Source organism: Cellulosimicrobium sp. 22598 (genome assembly GCF_052044445.1).
GTDB lineage: Bacteria > Actinomycetota > Actinomycetes > Actinomycetales > Cellulomonadaceae > Cellulosimicrobium > Cellulosimicrobium cellulans_G.
Genome location: NZ_JBQEMZ010000003.1, coordinates 20,798 through 41,045, shown reverse-complemented (window position 1 = coordinate 41,045; position 20,248 = coordinate 20,798). Strand labels below are relative to the sequence as shown.

The following is a 20,248-nucleotide window of genomic DNA, read 5'->3' as shown; positions in this document are numbered from 1 at the left end:
CGCCCGTGCCGGGCGGTCGTTCCTCAGGACTGGCCGACGCCGTCCGCGATCTTGTAGCCGAGCCCGCGGACCGTGAGGAGGTAGCGCGGGCTCGCCGGCTCGGGCTCGATCTTCGACCGGATGCGCTTCACGTGGACGTCGAGCGTCTTGGTGTCGCCCACGTAGTCCGTGCCCCAGACCCGGTCGATGAGCTGCCCGCGCGTGAGCACGCGCCCCGCGTTGCGCAGCAGCAGCTCCAGGAGCTCGAACTCCTTGAGCGGGAACGGCACGACCTGGCCGTCGACGCTCACCGTGTGCCGCTCGACGTCCATGCGCACCGGACCGACCTCCAGCGCGCTCTCCGCGACGACCTCGCCCCCGTTCTCCCCGCCCTTGCGGCGCAGCACGGCGCGCACGCGCGCGAGCAGCTCGCGGAACGAGTACGGCTTCGTCACGTAGTCGTCCGCACCCAGCTCGAGGCCCACGACCTTGTCGATCTCCGAGTCCTTCGCCGTGAGCATGATGACGGGCACGTCGCCGCGCTGCCGCAGCTCGCGGCACACCTCGGTGCCGCTGAGCCCGGGGAGCATGAGGTCGAGCAGGACCAGGTCCGCCCCGTCCGCGTCGAACCGCTCCAGCGCCTCGGTGCCCGTCGCCGCCTCGACGACGTCGAAGCCCTCGCGCCGCAGCTGGTACGTCAACGGGTCGCGGTACGACTCCTCGTCCTCCACCACCAGGATGCGCGTCACGCGCCTACCTCCTTGTTCTGTACGTCGTCGGGTGCGGGGACCTGCGCGGCCCGCCGCACGTCGTGCTGCACGGTCCCGGGGTCCGCCCCGGCCGTGCCCTCGTCCCCCGGAGCGTCGTGGGTCGGGCCCGACGCCGCGGCGTGCGCCCGGTCGACCGGCACGTCCGCCGCGGGGATCCGGAGCGTGAAGGTGGAGCCGCGTCCCGGCTCGGACCACATGGTGACCTCGCCGCCGTGGTCGGCGGCGACGTGCTTGACGATGCTCAGGCCGAGGCCCGTCCCGCCGGTGTCGCGCGAGCGCGCGGGGTCCACCCGGTAGAACCGCTCGAACACGCGGGCCTGCTCGTCGGCCGAGATCCCGATGCCCTGGTCCACGACCGCGATCTCGACCAGGTCGCCCGCGAGCGAGACGCCGACCCCGACGCGCGTGTTCTCGCCCGAGTAGGCGACCGCGTTGTCGAGGAGGTTGCGCACCGCGGTGACGAGCAGGTTGTGGTCGCCGTACACCGCGGCGTCGAGCTCTCCCCCGGTCGTGAGCGTGATGCCCTTGCCCTGCGCCGTCGTGCGCGCGCGGTCCACCGCCTCCTCGACGACGCCCCGCACCGGCACGACCGTGACCTCCTGGAGCGCGCCCGCGACCTGGAGCCGCGAGAGCTCGATGATCTCCTGCACGAGCGCGGACAGACGCGTCGCCTCCGACTGCATGCGCGCGGAGAACCGCCGCACCGCCACCGGGTCGTCGGCCGCGTCCTGCACCGTCTCGGCGAGCAGCGCCAGCGCCCCGACCGGCGTCTTCAGCTCGTGGGACACGTTCACGACGAAGTCGCGCCGGATCGCCTCGACGCGCCGCGCCTCGGTCCGGTCCTCCGCGAGCACGAGCATGTGCTGAGGGCCCACCTGGGCGACGCGGACCTGGAGCATGACCGTGCCCCGGCCGACCGGCCCGCGCGGGAGCTCGAGCTCCTCGTCGCGGATCACGCCGTCGCGGCGCACGTCGTCGATCATGTCCCGGATCGCCGCGTGCGCGACCGCGTCGCCGCGCACCACGCCCAGCGCGTACGCCGGCGGGCTGGCCCGCACGACCTCGCCCTCCTCGTCCAGCACGACGGCGGCGGACCGCAGGACGGCGAGCACGCGGACGAGACCCTCGTCGAGCTCGGGCGTCGGCTCCACCCGGGCGGCGCGCTGCTGGCGCTCGCTCACACGGAACGCGATGGCCGCGATCACGCCGACGACGACGCCCACGACGCCGGCGGCCAGCACGGTCGCGCCCTCGATGAGACTCTCGGCTTGCACACGTCCAGCGTACGGTCGCGCGCGCGCCCGACCCGTCGATCCGGCGCTCCACGGGCGTGAGCCGCCAAGAGTTCACCTGGCGGCGCCCTGGAGTTCACCGCCCGGTCGACCGCACCTGCGAGCGTGACGGGAGCCGACGGCGTGCCCGGGCGCCGCCCGGCGCGCAGGGGCGCACGCCGTCACGGACCGGACGGACCGGTCACGACGAGAGGGAAGCGATGCGGGAGATCTTCGAGGCCGAGCTGAAGCAGGTCGGCGACGACCTGGCCGAGATGAGCCGGCTGGTGGAGTCGGCCGTCAACCGCGCGGGGCAGGCGCTCCTCACGGCGGACCTGCAGCTCGCGCAGTCGGTCATCGGCGACGATCACACGATCGACGCCCTCGAGCGCGAGCTCGACGAGCGCTGCGTGCTCCTCCTCGCGCAGCAGCAGCCCGTGGCCACCGACCTGCGGGTCGTGGTCAGCGCGCTGCGCATGAGCGCCACCCTGGAGCGCATGGGCGACCTCGCACGGCACATCGCGCAGGTCGCGCGCGGCCGCTACCCGGCCCGGGCGATCGAGCCGTCCCTGCACCGGACCTTCGAGCAGATGCACGACGCCGCCGTGCGCGTCGCCCGCCGGACGACGACGCTCCTCACGACGCGCGACCTGACCGTCGCCGCGAACATCGAGCGCGACGACGACCTGCTCGACAAGCTCCACCAGGACACCTTCACCGCGCTGCTCGACGGCACGTGGACGGGGACCCCGCAGGAGACCGTCGACGTCACGCTCGTGGGCCGCTACTACGAGCGCTTCGGCGACCACGGCGTCTCCATCGCCAAGCGCGTGACGTACCTCGTCACCGGCGACTTCGCCGACGACCGCGGCACCCCCGCCGGCTCCGCCCGCGCGTCTGCCTGACGACGGCGCCACGGCCCTGCCGCGAGGTAGAGCCTCAGGTCTCGACGTAGGACCCGCGGAGCTCTACCTCGGTGCCGGTGGTTCTACCTCGCCGTCTCGGTTCCTGCGCACAGACGACCGTGGCCCGTCCGGGAGATCCGGACGGGCCACGGTCGTCTGTGCGTGCGGGCTGTCAGCGGCCCTGGTTGGCGACCGCGGCGGCGGCCTCGGCGGCGGCCTCGGGGTCGAGGTAGCGGCCGCCCTTCGTCACCGGCTTGAGGTCCTCGTCGAGCTCGTAGAGCAGCGGGATGCCGGTCGGGATGTTGAGCGCGGCGATGTCCTCGTCGGAGATGCCGTCGAGGTGCTTGACGATCGCGCGCAGCGAGTTGCCGTGCGCCGCGACGAGGACGGTCTTGCCCGCCTTCAGGTCCGGCACGACCTCGCCGTCCCAGTACGGCAGGGCGCGCTCGAGCACGTCCTTGAGGCACTCGGTGCGCACGACGGGCGCGTCGGCGTAGCGCGGGTCCGTGTCCTGCGAGAACTCGGAGCCCAGCTCGATCGCGGGCGGCGGGACGTCGTACGAGCGGCGCCAGAGCATGAACTGCTCCTCGCCGAACTCGTCGAGCGTCTGCTTCTTGTTCTTGCCCTGCAGCGCGCCGTAGTGACGCTCGTTGAGGCGCCACGACCGCTTCACCGGGATCCAGTGGCGGTCCGCGGCGTCGAGCGCGAGGTTCGCCGTCGTGATGGCGCGGCGCAGGAGCGAGGTGTGCACGACGTCGGGCAGGACGCCGGCCTCCGTGAGGAGCTGACCGCCGCGCTTCGCCTCCTCGGTCCCCTTCTCCGACAGGGCGACGTCCACCCAGCCGGTGAACAGGTTCTTGGCGTTCCATTCGCTCTCGCCGTGGCGGAGCAGCACGAGGGTGTAGGTCATGGGTTCCATCCTGCCGCACGGCCCGGCGCGCGGGCACCCGCGTCCCACGTGGTGGTGACCGTCGCCGTCGGGCGTGGGACGAAGGTCCGGGAATCGGGCGGGCGTCGCGCACGTTGCCCCGGACATGCCGATCGACGGAGAGTACGCCCCCAGCCCGAGCGCCTGGTCCCGCAAGCAGGCCGAGTCCTACGAGTCGTCCGGCGGGACGCGCAGCACGACCCTGAACGGGATGCCGGTGGTCGTGCTCACGACCCTGGGGCGCCGGACCGGCAAGGTCCGCAAGACGCCGCTCATGCGGGTCGAGCACGACGGCGTGTACGCGGTCGTCGCGTCGCTGGGCGGCGCCCCGAAGCACCCCGTCTGGTACTACAACGTCCTCGCGCACCCGCAGGTCGAGCTCCAGGACGAGGCCGAGCGCCACGACTACGTCGTGCGCGAGGTCCACGGCGAGGAGAAGGCGCTCTGGTGGGAGCGCGCGGTCGCCGCCTACCCGCCGTACGCGGACTACCAGGAGAAGACGTCGCGCGAGATCCCCGTCCTGGTCCTGGAGCGCGCCGCGCCGGACGCCTGACCCGCAGCGAGGGGTGCGCGCGGCATCAGCGCGCCGCGCGCACCTTGCGCGCCTGCGCGTAGACGTCGAGCATGCGCAGCGCGGCGGTGTCCCAGCCGAACCGCGCGCCGGCGCGCCGGGCGCCGTCGCCGAGTGCGGCGAGGCGCTGGTCGTCGGCGAGCAGGTCGCCGAGCACGCGCGCCCACGTCACGGGGTCGTGGTCGGCGACGAGGACGCCGGACACCTGGTCCTCGACCACGGTCTTCAGCCCGCCGACGGCGGCCGCGACGACGGGCGTGCCGCTCGCCTCGGCCTCGGCCGCCACGAGCCCGAACGACTCGTTGTGCGACGGCACGGCGACGACGTCGGCGGCGCGGTACCACCGCGCGAGCTCGTCGCGCGGGACCGGCGGGCGGACGACGAGCCGGTCGCTCACCCCGACCTGGTAGGCGAGCGCCTCGAGCTCGCGCACGGCCGTCGGGCGCCCGCTCGGGCCGCCCAGCACGACGAGCGTCGGCACGGGATCCCCGCGCTCGGCGAGGACGCCGAGCGCCCGGACGAGCACGTCCGGACCCTTGAGCGGCTGCACGCGGCCCGCGAAGAGCACGAGGCCGCCGTCGGTGGGCAGCCCCAGCCCGGCGCGCAGCACCCGGCGCCGCTCCCGCCGCGCGGCGCCGTCGCCCGTCGACGCGCCGGGGTCCGGGGAGAACAGGTCGAGGTCGACGCCCGGCGGCACGACGTGCACACGCGCGGGGTCGGCCGCGTAGTCGCGCACGAGGTCGTCCGCCTCGGCGTCGGTGCTCGCGACGAGCGCGTCCGCCTCGGCGACGACCTGCTCCTCCCCGATGATCCGGCCGAGCGGCTCGGGCGCGTCGCCCGGCGCGAGCGCGGCGTTCTTCACGCGCGCCAGCGTGTGCATGGTGTGCACGAGCGGGACGTCCCAGCGGTCGGCCGCGAGCCAGCCCACCTGGCCGGAGAGCCAGTAGTGGGTGTGGACGACGTCGTACCAGCCCTCGTGGTGCCGCGCCTCCGCGCGCAGCACCCCCGCCGTGAAGGCGCAGAGCTGGCCGGGCAGGTCGTTCTTGTCGAGCCCCTCGAAGGGCCCGGCGACGACGTGGCGCACCGTCACGCCGTCGGACACCTCGACCTTGCGGGGCTGGCTCGACGCCGTGGCGCGCGTGAAGATCTCGACCTGCGTGCCGCGGCGCGCGAGCGCGTGCGCGAGCTCGGTGACGTACACGTTCATGCCGCCCGCGTCGCCGGTCCCCGGCTGGTCGAGGGGCGACGTGTGCACGGAGAGCATCGCGACCCGCAGCGGGGTCGCCGGGTCCGGGGAGACGCCCTCCGGCAGCTCGAGCGCGGTCACGGCGGGTCAGGCCTCCACGACGCACGCCGGGGCCGGCAGCGCGAGCACGTCGAGCACGTGGGCGGCGCCGTCGGAACGACGCACGCGCAGGAGCGCGAGGTTCGACGTCGGCTCCTCCGCCGTGGAGTCGGCTTCCGGACGCTCGATGAGCGGGTCGTCGTTCTGGTTCGCGACGACGACGAGGTCGTGCAGCGGCTCCTCGGGCGCCGCGGGGCCGGCGAGCACGGCGAAGTGTCGAGGCCAGGCGCCACCCACCGGAGAGTCGGCGAGGTGGCGCAGCGAGGGGACCCCGCCGTCGTGCCCCGGCTCGACGGCGTGCACGGCGAGCACGTCGGCGCCGCGCACCGCGACGAGGACGCGCGACCCGTCCGCCGAGACCGCGACGTGGGAGGGGTAGTTCCCGCCGCCGGCGGGCGGCGCGGCGTGCGTGACGTCGTAGCGGGCGACGACGTCGTACGTGCGCACGCCGTCCGGGCCGTCGACCGGCGCGAGGACGAACAGGGCCGGGTCGAGCTCGCCGACCACGACGAGGTGACCCGACCGGAGCGCGGCGAGGTGGCGCGGTCCGGTCCCCGGCGGGAAGGTCGCGACGACGCGGGGGACCGCGCCGTCCGGGGCAGCGGGGTCGTGGCGCCGCAGCTCGTCGGTGCCCAGGTCGACGACGAGCACGTCGCCGCTGCCGTCGTCGGCCGCGCCGAGGTGCGCGAGCGGGGCGACGAAGTGGGCGTGCGGCCCCTCCTGGCGGTCGGCGACCGGTCCCGCGCCCGCGTGCCCCTGCCGGCGCACGAGGACGGCCGCGCCGTCGTCCGGCGCCACGGCGAGCGCGCCGTCCGCGGCCCTCGCGACGGCCGTGAGGACGCCGTCCCCGTAGTTCGCGACGAGCACGTCGCCGCTCACGGCCACGTGGCACGGGTACGTCCCGCCCGTGGCGACGGGCCCGCCCCGGGGTGCGAGGCCGCCGTCCGGCACGACGGCGAACGCCGACACCGAGCCCGACTGCGTCTCCCCCACCGCGTACAGGGTGTCGCCGTCCAGCGCGAGGAACGACGGCGACGGCGCCTCGGCCGCCAGCACCCCGCCCACGAACGAGCCCGTCCCGGCCGCGGCGTCGACGTCGAGCCCGACGCGCCACACGCCCTCCGCACCGCCGTTCGCCGGGTGCGGGTAGGTGCCGATCCAGAGAGCGCGGGTCGCGGAGGTCATGACCCGAGCCTAGTTCTCCGGGCGGGTGCCGCCGGCACCGGCCGACCACCGGGCCGGCGGGACGACGCCCGTGGACGCGAGAGCGCCCCGCCGACAGGCTCGTCGGCGGGGCGCTCCGGTGCTCGTGCGGTGTCGCGTCAGTGCGCGGCGTCGTAGGCCGTCTGGATCTCCTGGGAGATGCGGCCACGGTCGTTGACCGTGTAGCCGTTGGCGCGGGCCCACTCGCGGACCTCGGTCGCGCGGGCGGAACCGGCGGAGCGGCTGCTGCGGCGCGCGGGGCGGGCCGTGCTCGTGCGGGACGAGACCTTGCGCGCGTTGCCGACCCACGACGCGAAGGCGTCGCGCAGCTCCTGTGCATTCTTGGTGCTGAGGTCGATCTCGTAGGAGACGCCGTCGAGTGCGAACGTGACGGTCTCGTCGGCCGCGCCCCCGTCGAGGTCGTCGACGAGAATTACCTGGACTTTCTGGGCCACTGTGGTTACCTCACGCTTCACAGGAATGATTGTCCTCGTCAGGATGCCATCGAAAAGTCGGGACCGTCAATTGGCCACGCCGTTGTCCGGCGCGTGTCGCCCCGGCACGGCGCCCACCATTCCTGGACGCGGGTACGTCATTTTCTCGCTCTTTGCGCGCGGCACCGTGCGGGAATCAGGAGTCGCGCGAGGCCGTGACATTCCCGTCGACGGCCGATTCCTGTTCCGCGTCGAGGCGCGCGAGCGCGGCGCGCTCGTTGCGGTCGGCGCGCACGATCGCGCGCATCGCGACGTAGAAGAGCACGCCGACGCCGATCGAGGGGATCAGCGCCGCGACGGTGGGCCAGATGTCCATGCTGTCGATCCTAGGTCTCGGCCGCGCTACTGCGCGGGCTTCACGAGCGGGAAGAGGATGGTCTCGCGGATGCCGAGGCCGGTCAGCGCCATGAGCAGACGGTCGATGCCCAGGCCCATGCCGCCCGACGGCGGCATCGCGTACTCCATCGCGGTCAGGAAGTCCTCGTCGATGCGCATGGCCTCCTCGTCGCCGGCGGCCGCGAGCAGCGCCTGCGCCTCGAAGCGCTGGCGCTGGACCACCGGGTCCACGAGCTCGGAGTACGCGGTCGCGAGCTCGACGCCGCGCACGTACAGGTCCCACTTCTCGACCTGGCCGCGCACCGCCCGGTGGTCACGCGTGAGCGGGGAGGTCTCGACGGGGAAGTCGCGCACGAACGTCGGCGCGACGAGGTGGTCGCCCACCAGGTGCTCCCACAGGCCCTCGACGAGCTTGCCGTGGTTGACGTTCTTCGGGTCGAAGGTGAGCTCGAACGTGTCGGCGTACTTCCGCAGCGACTCGACCGACGTCTCGGGCGTGATCGCCTCGCCCAGCGCGTCCGAGAGCGAGTCGTACATCTTCAGCTGCGTCCATTCGCCGCCGAGGTCGTATTCCGTGCCGTCGGCGAGCGTGACGAGAGTCGTGCCGAGCGCGTCCTGCGCGGCGCGCTGCACGAGGTTCTGCGTGAGCACGGCCATCGTGTCGTAGTCGCCGTAGGCCTCGTACGCCTCGAGCATCGCGAATTCCGGCGAGTGCGTGGAGTCGACGCCCTCGTTACGGAAGTTGCGGTTGATCTCGAACACCTTCTCGACACCGCCGACCGCCGCGCGCTTGAGGAACAGCTCCGGGGCGATGCGCAGGAACAGGTCGATGTCGAATGCATTCATGTGCGTCTCGAACTGGCGTGCCGCCGCGCCCTCCGGGCGCGTCTGCAGCATCGGCGTCTCGACCTCGACGAAACCGCGCTCCCAGAAGTTCTCGCGTATCGAGCGCACGACGGCGGCGCGCAGACGCACCGTGTCCCGGGCGGCCGGGCGCGCGATGAGGTCGACGTAGCGCTGGCGCACGCGCGCCTCCTCCGAGAGCTCCTTGTGGAGCACCGGGAGCGGGCGCAGCGCCTTCGCGGCGATCTGCCACGCGTCGGCGAACACGCTCAGCTCGCCGCGGCGCGAGCTGATGACGCGGCCGTGCGCGAACAGGTGGTCGCCGAGGTCGACGTCGGACTTGAACGCCGCGAGCGACTCCTCCCCGACCACGGCCTGGCTGAGCATGACCTGCAGGCGGTTGCCCTCGCCGTCCTGCAGCGTGGCGAAGCACAGCTTGCCGGTGTTGCGCAGGAACACGACCCGGCCGGCGACGCCGACCTCGTCCTGCGTCTCCTCGCCGGTCCCCAGGTGCGCGTACGCGGCCCGGACGTCGGCGATCGTCGTCGTGCGCGGGACGGAGACGGGGTACGGCTCGTCGCCCCGTGCGAGGATCCGCTCGCGCTTCTCGCGGCGGACCTGCATCTGCTCCGGCACGTCGTCGACGTGCTCCTCGGGCTGGCGCGCGTCAGGAGAGGGGGTTCCGTCGGGGGAGGTCACCCGAGGATTCTACCGACGCTCCCGCGTCGCCGAGGTAGAGCCCCGGTCTGGCGAGGTAGAGCCATGGTCGCGCGAGGTAGAGCCGTGGTCATGACCAGGGCTCTACCTCGCGGGACCAGGGCTCTACCTCGGCGGGAGGGTGGGGAGGAGGTCGAGCGCGAGGTCCAGGATCGGGGCCGAGTGGGTGAGCGCGCCGACCGAGAGGTAGTCGACGCCGGTGCCCGCGACCTCGCGCGCGCGGTCCAGCGTGAGGTTGCCCGTCGCCTCGAGCTCGACCTTCGCCGGGACGCCGTCCGTCCCCTCGCGCGCCCGGACGGCCGCGACCGTCTCGGCGAGGACCGGGGTCGGCATGTTGTCGAGCAGCAGGAAGTCCGCGCCCGCCGCGACGGCCTCGAGCGCCTGTGCCGTCGTGTCGGCCTCGACCTGGACGAGCACGTCCGGGAACGTGCGGCGGATCGCGTCGATCGCGGCGCTCACCGACCCGGCGGCCACGACGTGGTTGTCCTTGACCATCGCGACGTCGTAGAGCCCCATGCGCTTGTTCGTCCCGCCCCCGGCGCGCACGGCGTACTTCTCCAGCGCGCGCAGGCCGGGCGTCGTCTTGCGCGTGTCCAGCACCTGCGCGCCCGTCCCGGCGAGCTCGCGCGCCCACGCACGCGTCGCCGTCGCGACGCCCGACGCGCGGCTCGCGAGGTTGAGCAGCGTGCGCTCGCCGGTGAGCAGCACCTGGACGGGGCCGGTCAGCGCGGCGAGCACGCGGCCGCGGCCGACGGCCTCGCCGTCGGACGCGACGAACGTCACCTCGACGGGCGGGAGGCCGAACCGCTCCGCGACCTGCCGCGTCACCTCCTCGACGACGACGAGCCCCGCCACGACCCCGTCCGCGCGCGCCACGAGGTGCGCGGTCCCCGTGGCCGACGGCGGCACGGTCGCCTGCGTCGTGACGTCGCGGCCCGGCGCGACGCCCAGGTCCTCGTCGAGCGCCCGCTCGACGGTCTCGGCGATCCACGCCGGGTCGAGCCCCGGCTCGACGCGTGACGGGACGGGCGGCGCTCCGCCGTCGGACGGAAGGGCGGGCACGGGCTCGGCAGGGCTGCTCACGCCCCCACGGTAGTCGGCCCCGCGTGGCGCCGAGCACGACCCTGCGCTCCGTCGAGCACGACGTTGCGGTCGTTATCCGGCGGATGACGACCGCAACGTCGTGCTCGACGCGGGGTCCGTCAGCCGACGCGGAGCGTTCCGTCGGCGTCGAGCGACACCAAGACGCGGCGCTCCCAGGCCGGGTCCGTGTCCGGGAAGTCGGTGCGGAAGTGGCCGCCGCGGCTCTCCGTGCGCAGCGCCGCCGCCGCGGTGAGGGCGGTCGCGACCTGGTGGACGTTCGTCGTCTCCCACTCCGCGGCCTGCGGCTGTGCGACGACGTCGCTCGCCTCGTGCGCGTCGGTCCGGACCGCGGCGAGCCGGGCCGCGGCGACGGCGAGGCCGTCGCCGTCGCGGATCACGCCGGGGCCCGCCGAGGCGATCGACTGGATGCGTGAGCGCGCCGCGGCCGCGACGAGCGCGGACGGCCCCGGCCGGCCAGACGGCTCGACCTGCTCGAGCTCGCCCGCCGCGACCCGGTCGGTGATCTGGCGCGCCGCGCGGTGCGCGAACACCAGGCCCTCGAGCAGCGAGTTGGAGGCGAGCCGGTTGGCGCCGTGGACGCCCGTGCACGCGACCTCGCCGATGGCGTAGAGGCCGTCGACGGTGGACCGCCCGTGCAGGTCCGTCACGACACCGCCCGAGTGGTAGTGCTGCGCGGGCGCCGCGGGGACGGGCTCCTCGGTCCAGTCGAGGCCGTTCTCCGCGAGCCGCTCCGTGATCGTGGGGAAGCGCGAGCGCAGGAAGTCGGCGCCGAGGTGGCGCGCGTCGAGCAGCACGTGGTCCGAGCCCGTCGCGGCCATCTGCCGCACGATCGCGTGCGCGACGACGTCGCGCGGCGCGAGCTCGGCCATGGGGTGCTGCGCGGGCATGAACCGGTGGCCGTCGGTGTCGAGGAGGATCGCGCCCTCGCCCCGCACGGCCTCGGAGATGAGCGGGAGCTGCCCCTTGGCGCCGAGGCCGAGCCACAGCACCGTGGGGTGGAACTGCACGAACTCGAGGTCGCCGAGCGTCGCGCCCGCACGCAGCGCCGCGGCGATGCCGTCGCCCGTGGCCTGCGGCGGGTTGGTCGACGAGCGGAACACCTGCCCCACTCCCCCGGTCGCGAGCACGACCGCGCGCGCGAGCACCGCCCCGACGCCGTCGCGCGTGCCCTCGCCGCGCACGTGGAGCGTGACACCGCAGGCACGCGGGGAGCCGTCCGGTCCCGCACCGGTGAGGACGTCGAGCACGAGCGCGTTCTCGATGACCTCGATGCCCGGGTCGGCGCGGACCGCCTCGAGCTGTGCGACGAGAGCGCGCGAGATCTCGGCCCCGGTCGCGTCGCCGCCCGCGTGCGCGATGCGGTCGGCGTGGTGACCGCCCTCGCGCGTCAGGGCGATGTCGCCGTTCTCGGCCCGGTCGAAGTTCGCGCCGCGCGCGACGAGCTCGCGCACGCGCGCCGGACCCTCGGTGACGAGCACCTCGACGGCGGCCGGGTCGCACACGCCGCCGCCCGCGACGAGCGTGTCCGCGAGGTGCGCCTCGGGCGAGTCCTCGGGGTCGAGCGCCGCGGCGATGCCGCCCTGCGCCCACACCGTGGAGCCCGACGACAGCTCGCCCTTCGTCACGAGCAGGACGCGCGGCACTCTCGTGCGCAGCTCGAGCGCGGCGGTGAGGCCCGCGATGCCCGAGCCGACGACGACGACGTCCGTCGTCGTCGTCCAGCCCGGCGCCGGGGCGGCGAGGGTCCGGGCGAGCGTCCGAACGTGCACAGGCGTCGAGGACCCGCCGCGTCCGCTCACGCGGGGCGCACCACGGACGCGTCGCCGCCGGCCGCCCCCGCGCCGCCCCCGGCGCGGAACGGGCCGAACGGCAGCCCGCTCGCCTCGAGGCCGTGACCCGCGGGCACGAGGCCGGGCTCGTCCGAGAGCTCGACGATCCGGTTCTGCGCGTCCACGAAGACCACGTTCGGCAGGTAGGTGCGCGCGTCGGCGTCGTCGAGCATGCCGTAGGCGATGAGGATGACCACGTCGCCCGGCTTCACGAGGTGCGCGGCGGCGCCGTTGATGCACACCTGCCCGGCGCCGCGCTCGCCCGGGATGACGTACGTCGTCAGGCGGGCTCCGTTGGTGACGTCCACGACGTCGACCTGCTGGCCCGGGTAGAGGTCCGCGGCGTCGAGCAGGTCGGCGTCCACGGTGATCGAGCCGACGTAGTGCAGGTCGGCCTGCGTCACCGTCGCGCGGTGGATCTTGCCGATCATCATGGGGCGCTGCAGGGACGCCGGACGACGGTGCGGGCTCGGCGGGGTCGGCGCGGTCACGCGGTACCTCCAGGTGCGGGGGCACGGCCGGCGGGGTCGGCGGCCCGGGTCGCGGGCGGCGCGATCTCGACGGCCGCGTTGTCGATGAGACGGGTGGTGCCCACGCGTGCCGCGACCAGGAGGAGCCCGGGGCCGACGGCGCCGGGCGCCAGGTCCTCCACGGTAGCGGGATCGACGAGCACCACGTAATCCAGGTCAACGCCGTCGGCGGCGTCCAGGATTCCCCGCGCCGCGGCGAGGACGCTCCCGGCGTCGGCGCCCGCCGCCGCGGCGCCCTGCCCGGCCTGCAGCGCGCGGCTCAGCGCGAGCGCCCGGTCCCGCTCGGCGGGCGACAGGTAGGCGTTGCGAGACGAGCGCGCGAGGCCGTCCGCCTCGCGCACGGTGGGCACCGCGAGGATCTCCACGTCGAGGTCGAGGTCGGCGACCAGGCGCCGCACCGCGAGGAGCTGCTGCGCGTCCTTGGCCCCGAACACCGCGACGTCCGGGCGCACGAGGTGGAGCAGCTTGAGGACGACCGTGAGCACGCCGTCGAAGTGGCCGGGTCGCGACGCGCCCTCCAGCACGGTGCCGATCCGGCCCGAGGTGACCCGGACGATCGGGCCGGTGCCGCCCGTCGACCCGAGGTCCGGGTACAGCTCCTCGACGGTCGGGGCGAAGACGACGTCCACCGCGACGTCGGCTCCGGCGGCCGCGAGGAGCGCGACGTCCGCCGCGACGTCGCGCGGGTAGCGCTCGAAGTCCTCGCCCGGCCCGAACTGGAGCGGGTTGACGAAGTCGGTGACCACGACCTGGCCGTGCGGCCCGACCTCGGCCCGCGCCCGCCGCACGAGCTCGAGGTGCCCGGCGTGCAGCGCGCCCATCGTCATGACGACGGCGCGGCGCGCGCCCGGGTGCTCGGCGGACCAGGCGTCGAGCGTCGCGCGGAGGTCGGCACGGGTCGCGACGACGCGCGGGGTCGCGGTCGAGACGTCGGCCGAGGCGGCCGAGGCGTCCGAGGCGTCCGGGTGGGGGGTGGTGGTCATGCCGTTCCTTCGTCGTCGTGCCGCGCACCCTCAGGGTCGGAGGGGGCGGCGGGCTCGTCGGGGTCCGCGCCGAGCGCGTCGAGCAGCGCGCGAGCCGTCCGCTCGTCGAGGCGACCGCCCGCGAGCGCGCGGTGGGTCGCGGCGCGGCTCAGCGCCCGGTACGACGGCGGCACGTCGGCCGCGTCGCTCGTCGCCGCGAGCGCGTCGAGGGCGGCCAGATGCTCGCGGACGGTGCCGACGTCGCCGCGCACCACGGGACCGGTGAGGCCGAGGAGAGCGCCGGCGCCCGACCCGGTCCCCGACTCGGCGCCCGCGTCGGCGCCGCGGGTCGCGCCGTCGAGCGCGGCGGCGAGCAGCGGGGCGAGCGCGCGTCCCGGCCGGTCGACGCCCGCGGCCTCCAGCGCCTGCGCCGCCTGGGCGACGAGGACGACGAGGTGGTTCGCCCCGTGCGCGAGGGCCGCGTGGTAGAGGCCGCGGGACTCCTCCGCCACGACGACGGGTTCCCCGCCGAGCTCGACGACGAGGGCCTGCCCGATCGGCAGGACCGGACCCGGCGCGGTGACGGCGAACGTCGTGCCCTCGAGCCGCGCGAGGTCGAGCGACGTGCCCGTGAAGGTCATGGCGGGGTGCAGCGCGAGCGGGATCGCCCCCGCGGCGCGGGCCGGGTCGAGCACCGAGGTCCCGTAGCGACCGGACGTGTGCACCACGATCTGCCCCGGCTGCCAGGCCCCCACGTCGGCGAGGCCGCGGACCAGGTCGCCCAGCGCGTCGTCGGGCACGGCGAGGAGCACGAGCTCCGCGCGCTCCACGACCTGCGGGACCTCCAGCACCGGCACGCCGGGCAGGAGGGTCTCGATCCGCTCGTGCGACGCGTCGGACACGCCGCTTGCGCCGACGACCGCGTGGCCGGTAGCGCGCAGCGCGCTCCCGAGCACCGCCCCGACCCGGCCCGCCCCCACGACGCCCACGCCGAGGCGTCCGGGCCGTGACGCCGCCGCGCTCACGGCTGCTCCCCGTCGGCGGCCGGACGGTCGTCGGGTCCCACACCGGGGGCGGGAGGCGACTCGGCGGCCGGTGCGGACGCGGGTACCAGCGGGACGTCGTCGCGACGCATCCACAGCTCCGGGCCGGCGTGCGCGCGGGCCTCGCGGGCGCGCTCGGCCTGTGTGTCGAGGAGGCGCGCGGCGTCGCCCGCGTCGAGATGCCAGACCTTCGGCGAGACCGGGCCGGGCGTGGAGTGCACCGCGAACGTCGCGACGTCGAAGCGGCGCTGCAGCGGGCCCTGCTCGAGCCCGAGCGACTGCGTGCGCTCGTGCGGTACGACGACGAGGCTGCGGAACACCCGCCCGCCGCGCAGCACGAGCGCGCGGTCGGTCACGGCGAAGCCGTTGCGCCGCCACGACACGAGGTCGAGCAGGCGCGCGCGCCGCGGGGTCACCGTGAAGTGCTCGCCCGCGTCGAGGCCGGACAGGCCCTCGTCGAGGAGCGCGCGCGGGTCGGACGTGCCGAGGTCGGGCAGGACGAGCCACAGCGCGGCGAGCGCCTCGTCGCGCGTCCCGACGGGCAGCAGCACGCTCGTCGTGTCCGAGCCGTCGGAGCTGACGCCGTAGCCCGCCACGTTGACGTCGACCCGCCACCAGTCCGGCCCGCGCCAGAACGGGCCCTGCCGCAGCCGCACGGCCTGGACGCGCCCGGGCGGGATCGTCTGGGACCGGGTCTCCAGGAGGCCGTGCCGCAGCCGGATGCCGTCGGGCGAGATCGCCGAGCGGAAGCCGAACTCGCCCGAGAACCGGGAGAACAGGAAGCCGCCGAACCCGAGGACCGCGGGCAGGGCGCTGAACAGGATCCCGATCTCGCGCGTGCCGACGACGACCCCGGCGATCCCCAGGACACCGAGGACGAGGCCGACCGTCGCGCCCGACCGCACGAGCGAGGCGACGAGCCGCCCCGGCCCGACCGCGGTGACCGGCTGCTCGGGCGCCTCGGGGGCGACCAGGAGCCCGTCGGCCACCGGCCCGGGTGCGTCCGCCCCGGCGTCGGGCGTCGCGCCGGGCGGGCCAGCGACGGTCCCCTCCGTCCCGATGGCGTCCGCCGTCGGGACGCCGACCGGGCGCTCGCGCGCGACCCGCAGTCCGGCGGCGCGCGCGAGCAGGTCGTTGCGCAGCCGGTTGGCCTCCACCTCCTTGAGGAAGCCGAGCTTCACGCCCGAGTCCGCGCCCCCGGCGACCTCGAGCTTGAGCTCCGCGAGGCCGAAGAAGCGCGCGAGGAGCGGCTGCACGACGTCGACCGCCTGGAGCCGGTCCAGCCGCGCCTTGCGCTGCTGCCGGAACAGCACGCCCGTGCGCAGGTGCACGGACTCGTCGTCGACCGCGTAGCTCGTCATGCGCCACGCGAGCGCCGAGTACCCCAGGCCCACGAGCCCGACCACGAGGATGCCGAGAAGGATCATCCACCAGCGGTTCCCCTCGAGGAGGTTCTCGCCCTCCGGCAGGCCGTTGAGCGTCTGCTGCCCGACGACGACGAGCAGCACCGCGATGACCGTCCAGCCGCGCACGAGCGGGGTGACCGGGTGCACCCGGTGCCACACGAGGTCGTCGGTGGCCGGTGCTTCGCTCACAGGCCCGCCAGCCTCGCCTCGCCGCGCGACGCGAGACGGTCGCGCAGGCGCTCCGCCTCGGCGGGCTCGAGACCGTCGATCGTCGCGTCGGTCGACGCCGACGCCGTGTGGAGCTGCACCTGCGCGATGCCGAGCTTGCGCGCGAGCGGCCCGGCCTGCACGTCGACGTACTGCATGCGGCCGTACGGCACGACCACGAGCTGGCGGAACATGATGCCGTGGCGGATCAGCAGGTCGTCGTCGCGCTCGGCGTACCCGATCGCGCGCACCTGGCGCGGGACGAGCACGAGCGCCCACAGCCCGAGGAGCACGAGCACCCCGAGCACGAGCCACTGCCACCAGTGCGGGAAGAGGATCGCCAGCACGACCGCCGCGACGGCCGGCACCGCGAGCGTGATGCCGACCGACAGCAGGCGCGCGGTGATCAGCCGGGGCGACACGCGCGTCCACTCGACGCCGGGCGGGTCGAAGGGGCCGGTGCCGCGGGGATCGGTGTCCCGTGCAGGGTCGGTCATGCGTCGATTCTCCCATCCCGTCCCGGTGCGCCCCGGGTCACGTGTCGTGCGTCACGCCCACGCGCCGCGGCGTCAGGCGGGCGTGCTCGCGCCCGGCGTCTCCGGGTCCTCGCGCGTCGTCGAGCCCTCGCGGCCCTCGCCGCGGTCGTCGGGCGGGAGCTGGCAGAACCGCTCCGCCACGAGCCCGACCACGGCGAGCAGCACCGCGCACGCGACCGCGACGCCCGCCGCCACCGCGCGGTCGCGCTGCGCCTCGATCGAGAGGTCGGGCAGGGTCACGAGCACCTGCGCGCCGTACCAGCCCGCGAGCAGCGCGCCCGTGAGCGCGGCGGCCTTGGCCAGCACGAACGTGCGGGCCGCGCGGATCGCGTCGAGCGAGGGCCGCTTGCCCCGCTGGTAGGCGCGGACGGTCCACCCGGCCCAGAACACCGCTCCTGCGAGCGCGACGACCGCGACGTCCACGATCCACGGCACCGCCGGCAGGTGCGTGCCGCGGCCCTGGAGGAGCCGTACGACGAACCAGCCCACGACCGCCGTGGCGACCGCCACGAGCAGGAGGGTGCGGACCGAGGTGCGCCGCATCAGCGCTGGGCGTCGTGCGCGGCGCCCGAGACCGGACCGAACGGCGGCCACGGGTCGGTCGCCGGGGGCAGCGACGCGTCGGCGAGCGGCCCGGGGGCCGACGCCTGGTTCGGCGAGTGGACGGGCGGCTGGACCGGGGCGAACGGCACCGACCGGATCATGCCGTCGTCGACGGCGTCCGCCGGGCCCGCGGGGGCCGGCGCGTGCGGTGCCGCGACCGGCGGCGCCGCCGGGTGGACCGGCGCGAAGGAGGTGAACGCCGAGGCGCCGTGCTCCGCGGGCCGGACCACGTCCTGCGCCGGGGGCTCCGGGTCGGGCAGCGTCGCCGGACGGTGCGACGGCCCGGGGAACGGCGCGACGCCCGCCCCGTCCTGCTGCGTCCCGAACGACCCGTCCGGGACGACCGTCGTGGACGGCCCCTCCGCGGGGGGCACCACGCCCTCGGAGACCGGGGCGAAGACGGGCCGGACCACGGGCGCCTCCGACGGGGCGGCCGCATGCGGCGGGACCGCGGCCTGCGGCGGGGCGACGGGGAGCGCCGCGCCCGGGGCGAGGGGCTCCTGCGGCGGCAGCGGCTGAGCGGGGAGCTGCTGCTGCGGGGTCGGGGGCCGCTGGGGCAGCGGCTGCTGCGGGGCCGCAGGACGCTCGGGCACCGCCGGGTGCGGCGCCTGCGGCTGCTGCGGGGTCTGCGGCGGGACGGGCGGGTGCGGGAGCCCGGCCGGCGCGGGGCCGTCCGCCGGTGCCGCCTGCGCGCCGACGGGCGTCGGCCCCGAGGTCGAGGGCGCGTGCTGGGGTCCGGTCGCGGCGTCGTCCGACGGCTGTCGGTACGGGTCGTCGACGACCCCGTGCTCTGCCGGCGCGGGGGCCGACGGGGCGGGGGCGTCGGAGCCCCCGGTGGCGACCGGGACCGCCCCGGTGGGCTCGGGCGCGGCGTCGGTCAGCCAGTCGAGCGCGAGCCACCGGATCCCGCCCCGGTCGGGTGCGGTCGCCGCGAGCGCGGCGACCGGTCCCCCGCCGAGACCGGGCAGCACGGCGTCGGGGTCGATCTGCGACCAGGGCTCGAGCACGAACGCCCGCTCGTGGGCGCGCGGGTGCGGCAGCTCCAGGTCGTCGGCGACGGCCGTCAGCGTGCCGTACACGACGAGGTCGACGTCGAGGGTGCGCGGCCCCCAGCGCTCGTCGCGCACCCGGCCGTGGGCGTGCTCGACGGCCTGGCACGCGTGCAGCAGGTCACGGGCCGAGAGTCGCGTGCGCGCAAGCAGGACGATGTTGAGGAAGTCGGGCTGGTCGGGGCCGCCCACCGCGGCCGTCCGCGCGAGCGGCGAGACCTCCGTGATCTCGAGCCCGGAGATCCGGTCGAGGTCGGTGATCGCGTCGCGCAGGGTCTGCTGCGCGTCGCCGAGGTTCGCTCCGAGGGCGAGCACCACCTCGACGAACCCGGCGGGGACGTCGTCCATGCGGTCGTGCTCGGCGGGCGGCGCCTCGTCCGCCGGACCCGGCGCAGCCGGTTCCTCGGGCTCCGCGACCGGAGCGCCCGCGTCGGGCGACGCCGCGAGCGGCGCGGCGGCCGCGGCGAGCGGCGCGGACGTCGGCGCGGCCGGCTCGGGCTGACCGGCGTGCTGCGCGGGCTCGTCGAACGGAGCGGGAGCAGCCTCGGGCGCGGGTTCCGTGCCCCGCTCCGGCAGGGGCACGGCGACCGCGTCGGCGGCCGGGTTCGCCGGGGCGACGGGCTCGGCAGCGGCCGGGGTCGGCTCCGGTGCGGCGGACGCGCCCGGCATCGGCTCCGGGGCGGGCGCGACCGCGGCCGGCGGTGCGACGGCCTCAAGCAGCGCGTCGTACGACGCCGGGCTCTGCTCCTCGGCGGGCCGGGCGGCGTAGGTCGGCTCCTCCGGTGCGGCCGCGGCGGGCGCCGCGGCCGTCGAGTCGTCGCCGGTCGGCGCCGTCGGCGCGTCCACGACCGGCGCCTCCCGCGTCGCGTCGGACGCGTCGTCGAGGAGCGGTCCGCCCGCTCCCGGCTCGTGCGCCGCCTCGTGCGCGGTCCCGTACGGCGGCTCGGGCAGGTCCTCGGCCGTGGGAGACGGGACGTCGGGGACCGGCGTCGTGCCCGGGGGGATGCTCGGGGGCATGACGTCGGGCGCGGGGGCCAGCTCGGCGCGGTCGTCGGAGACCGGGGTGTCCCCGACGCCGTGGATGAGCGCCGGGGCGACCGAGCCCACGGGGATCGGCGCGACGGGCTGCGCGTCGCGCAGGCCGTGCTGCTCGGACCGGCGGGCGAGCGGCCCGACGACCGGCACGACGACGCGGTCGCGGCGGATGACGACCTCGACGTCCTCGAACGGGACCGTGATCGGCGCCTGGGGCTTGTGCACGGCGACGTCGACCGCCACGACCTCGTCGTGGGTGAGGATCGTCGCGGCGATGCGCTCGGCCACCGTCTCCACGAGGTCGGCGGGCGAGCCCGCGAGCACGGCCACGACGTCCTCGGCGACGCCCGCGTAGCTCACGGTCTGGGCGAGGTCGTCCCCGCTCGCCGCGGCGCGCGTGTCGAGGTGGAGCACGACGTCGGCGCGGAAGAGCTGGCCCTCGGCCTTCTCGTGCTCGAAGACACCGTGGTGCCCCGTGGCGCTCAGGCCCGTGAGCCGGATCCGGTCGAACGGCCGTCCGTCCGCGTCGAGGACCGCTCCTGCGAACGCTGTGGTCACGTCGTGCTCCCGTCCGGTGCTCCG

Annotated in this window: 19 protein-coding genes; 2 read left to right on the top strand and 17 right to left on the bottom strand. The window is 75.7% G+C overall.

Annotation, left to right across the window (positions count from 1 at the left end; translation table 11 throughout):
- Window positions 1-23: 23 nt before the first annotated feature.
- Both ACTJIY_RS04505 and ACTJIY_RS04500 read right to left on the bottom strand, forming a co-directional pair.
- Complete coding sequence (locus ACTJIY_RS04505; protein ID WP_253052592.1) at window positions 24-728, bottom strand: response regulator transcription factor; 705 nt, start codon at window positions 726-728, stop codon at window positions 24-26.
- Window positions 725-2,023: a sensor histidine kinase gene (locus ACTJIY_RS04500; RefSeq protein ID WP_440673718.1), complete on the bottom strand. Its 1,299-nt coding sequence runs from the start codon at window positions 2,021-2,023 to the stop codon at window positions 725-727. Before ACTJIY_RS04500 ends, ACTJIY_RS04505 begins: the two co-directional genes overlap by 4 nt.
- A 218-nt stretch (window positions 2,024-2,241) precedes the next feature.
- On the opposite strand from ACTJIY_RS04500, the gene phoU reads away from it, so the two are divergent.
- Window positions 2,242-2,925 carry a phosphate signaling complex protein PhoU gene (gene phoU, locus ACTJIY_RS04495; protein ID WP_053370239.1) on the top strand — a complete coding sequence of 228 codons (684 nt, stop codon included), beginning with the start codon at window positions 2,242-2,244 and terminating at the stop codon, window positions 2,923-2,925.
- Window positions 2,926-3,097: 172 nt separating this feature from the next.
- On the opposite strand, the gene ACTJIY_RS04490 is transcribed toward phoU, so the two are convergent.
- Window positions 3,098-3,835, bottom strand: coding sequence for a phosphoglyceromutase (locus ACTJIY_RS04490; protein WP_253052588.1), 738 nt, complete (start codon window positions 3,833-3,835; stop codon window positions 3,098-3,100).
- A 124-nt stretch (window positions 3,836-3,959) separates the two neighbouring features.
- Here ACTJIY_RS04490 and ACTJIY_RS04485 point away from each other — a divergent pair, with 124 nt between their 5' ends.
- On the top strand, window positions 3,960-4,406 hold the full coding sequence (locus tag ACTJIY_RS04485; protein WP_440673716.1) for a nitroreductase family deazaflavin-dependent oxidoreductase: 447 nt from the start codon (window positions 3,960-3,962) through the stop codon (window positions 4,404-4,406).
- Between the two features lie 25 nt (window positions 4,407-4,431).
- Here the strand turns inward: ACTJIY_RS04485 and mshA are convergent, their stop codons facing one another.
- The 14 genes from mshA to folK all read right to left on the bottom strand — a co-directional run bounded on the left by mshA (window position 4,432) and on the right by folK (window position 20,224).
- Window positions 4,432-5,688 (bottom strand): D-inositol-3-phosphate glycosyltransferase, encoded by a 1,257-nt coding sequence (gene mshA / locus ACTJIY_RS04480; protein WP_440673803.1) that lies wholly within the window; start codon window positions 5,686-5,688, stop codon window positions 4,432-4,434.
- A gap of 69 nt (window positions 5,689-5,757) precedes the next feature.
- Window positions 5,758-6,954, bottom strand: a complete 1,197-nt coding sequence (locus ACTJIY_RS04475; RefSeq protein WP_440673715.1) for a lactonase family protein — start codon at window positions 6,952-6,954, stop codon at window positions 5,758-5,760.
- A gap of 137 nt (window positions 6,955-7,091) precedes the next feature.
- Window positions 7,092-7,427, bottom strand: a complete 336-nt coding sequence (locus tag ACTJIY_RS04470) for a histone-like nucleoid-structuring protein Lsr2 (protein WP_253052582.1) — start codon at window positions 7,425-7,427, stop codon at window positions 7,092-7,094.
- 175 nt (window positions 7,428-7,602) lie between these two features.
- Window positions 7,603-7,782 (bottom strand): hypothetical protein, encoded by a 180-nt coding sequence (locus tag ACTJIY_RS04465; protein WP_253052580.1) that lies wholly within the window; start codon window positions 7,780-7,782, stop codon window positions 7,603-7,605.
- Window positions 7,783-7,808: 26 nt separating this feature from the next.
- Complete coding sequence (gene lysS / locus ACTJIY_RS04460; protein ID WP_253053641.1) at window positions 7,809-9,269, bottom strand: lysine--tRNA ligase; 1,461 nt, start codon at window positions 9,267-9,269, stop codon at window positions 7,809-7,811.
- Between the two features lie 198 nt (window positions 9,270-9,467).
- Window positions 9,468-10,424, bottom strand: a complete 957-nt coding sequence (gene nadC, locus ACTJIY_RS04455) for a carboxylating nicotinate-nucleotide diphosphorylase (RefSeq protein WP_440673802.1) — start codon at window positions 10,422-10,424, stop codon at window positions 9,468-9,470.
- A gap of 140 nt (window positions 10,425-10,564) precedes the next feature.
- Entirely contained in the window at window positions 10,565-12,265 is a 1,701-nt protein-coding gene (locus ACTJIY_RS04450; protein WP_440673714.1) for an L-aspartate oxidase, read from the bottom strand.
- Window positions 12,262-12,729, bottom strand: a complete 468-nt coding sequence (gene panD / locus ACTJIY_RS04445; RefSeq protein WP_253053637.1) for an aspartate 1-decarboxylase — start codon at window positions 12,727-12,729, stop codon at window positions 12,262-12,264. The genes ACTJIY_RS04450 and panD overlap by 4 nt, the downstream gene beginning before the upstream one ends.
- Window positions 12,730-12,782: 53 nt before the next feature.
- Entirely contained in the window at window positions 12,783-13,808 is a 1,026-nt protein-coding gene (panC, locus tag ACTJIY_RS04440; protein ID WP_440673713.1) for a pantoate--beta-alanine ligase, read from the bottom strand.
- A complete protein-coding gene (locus tag ACTJIY_RS04435; RefSeq protein ID WP_440673712.1) occupies window positions 13,805-14,812 on the bottom strand; it encodes a Rossmann-like and DUF2520 domain-containing protein in 1,008 nt (335 codons plus the stop codon). The genes panC and ACTJIY_RS04435 overlap by 4 nt, the downstream gene beginning before the upstream one ends.
- Entirely contained in the window at window positions 14,809-16,425 is a 1,617-nt protein-coding gene (locus ACTJIY_RS04430) for a PH domain-containing protein (RefSeq protein ID WP_440673711.1), read from the bottom strand. Before ACTJIY_RS04430 ends, ACTJIY_RS04435 begins: the two co-directional genes overlap by 4 nt.
- Window positions 16,422-16,940 carry a PH domain-containing protein gene (locus ACTJIY_RS04425; RefSeq protein WP_253052570.1) on the bottom strand — a complete coding sequence of 173 codons (519 nt, stop codon included), beginning with the start codon at window positions 16,938-16,940 and terminating at the stop codon, window positions 16,422-16,424. Before ACTJIY_RS04425 ends, ACTJIY_RS04430 begins: the two co-directional genes overlap by 4 nt.
- Before the next feature lie 72 nt (window positions 16,941-17,012).
- Window positions 17,013-17,522: a DUF3180 domain-containing protein gene (locus ACTJIY_RS04420; protein ID WP_253052568.1), complete on the bottom strand. Its 510-nt coding sequence runs from the start codon at window positions 17,520-17,522 to the stop codon at window positions 17,013-17,015.
- A complete protein-coding gene (folK, locus tag ACTJIY_RS04415; protein ID WP_440673710.1) occupies window positions 17,522-20,224 on the bottom strand; it encodes a 2-amino-4-hydroxy-6-hydroxymethyldihydropteridine diphosphokinase in 2,703 nt (900 codons plus the stop codon). The genes ACTJIY_RS04420 and folK overlap by 1 nt, the downstream gene beginning before the upstream one ends.
- Window positions 20,225-20,248 lie beyond the last annotated feature (24 nt).